We start from the raw sequence: 1,395 nt of genomic DNA, 5'->3' as shown, positions 1-1,395 counted from the left end.
TCTTCCGTTGACCCGGTCGATCCCGCTCTGGGTAAGGGTTATAATCGGGGGGTCGCTTCCCTTCGGGGGAGTGGAATTAATGGAAACGCTGTAATTAAATTTCAACCCATGAAGTTTTTTGAAAAATACCTTACCGTTTGGGTCTTGCTATGCATTGCTGCAGGCATTGGTCTTGGGAAAATACTGGGGAATTCTGTTTCGGTGCTTGAAAGCTGGCAGATATATACCATCAACATTCCGGTAGCGGTGTTGGTTTGGATGATGATCTACCCGATGATGGTACAGATTGATTTTTCATCGATAGGCGGTGTTTCAAAAAATTGGAAAGGGCTGGCGCTGACAGTTACTGTAAACTGGCTGATCAAACCTTTCACCATGGCATTGTTTGGATGGATTTTCTTTAAAAATCTGTATGCTACCTGGATCACTCCGGAAGATGCAGACCAGTACCTGGCAGGCGCCATTCTGCTGGGTGCCGCACCCTGCACAGCCATGGTGTTTGTGTGGAGTTATTTGGTAAAAGGCGATGCCAATTATACGTTAATACAAGTTTCAGTCAACGATCTTATTCTGCTGGTTGCATTTGTACCCATTGTAAAATGGCTGCTGGGAGTAACCAACATACAGATACCGTATGAAGTACTGATTACTTCGGTGGTTGTTTTTGTTGTTATACCGCTAACTACGGGCTATCTGACCAATCGGATATTGCTTCAACGAAAAGGAAAGGATTGGTTTGAACAAAAATTTCTTCCGGCACTTCGTCCTGTTTCCATACTAGCATTGCTTTCAACCCTGGTTTTACTCTTTGCCTTTCAGGGCGAACACATACTGGATCATCCATACACCATTTTGTTGATAGCCATACCACTGACCATTCAAACCTACTTCATATTTTTTATAACCTGGCTGGGTGGAAAATTGCTCCGTTTATCACATCCGGTTTGTGCACCGGCTGCGATGATTGGTGCCAGTAATTTTTTTGAACTCGCAGTTGCCGTGGCCATATCACTTTTTGGTCTTAATTCAGGTGCGTCGTTAGCCACGGTGGTTGGTGTACTCATAGAAGTACCCATCATGTTATCGTTGGTAGCCATCGCTAACAGTTGGAGGTATTAAATAAATCCAGATAAGTAACATTTCCCCATCCACTTCGCAATTGGAATCTGATTCTGGCGGCGGTTTGAGAAGCATACGGGCTTAAATCCTATTGTCTTGGTTGCCCATTGTGATGGGGTAGGTACAAATGCAGTGGTCATATCAGGTGCTGTAGCCAATGGACTCGGGCCTGTATTATTACCATAAGATGCTAATCGTATCCAAGTATTGCCACAATCAGTGGTGATACTTACTATTAATGAATCAGTCGCTTCCCTTCGGGGAAGTGGAATTAAT

Annotated in this window: 1 protein-coding gene; it reads left to right on the top strand. The window is 44.1% G+C overall.

From position 1 onward, the window contains the following. Positions 1–108: 108 nt before the first annotated feature. Complete coding sequence (gene arsB, locus NW856_RS11660) at positions 109–1,119, top strand: ACR3 family arsenite efflux transporter (RefSeq protein WP_414400411.1); 1,011 nt, start codon at positions 109–111, stop codon at positions 1,117–1,119. Positions 1,120–1,395 lie beyond the last annotated feature (276 nt).

The sequence above is a fragment of the Synechococcus sp. R3-13 genome, from assembly GCF_047462195.1.
In the GTDB taxonomy this organism is placed as follows: Bacteria; Cyanobacteriota; Cyanobacteriia; order Thermostichales; family Thermostichaceae; genus Thermostichus.
The sequence above is the reverse complement of the archived record's forward strand: the minus strand, read 5'-3'. Positions and strand labels throughout refer to the sequence as shown.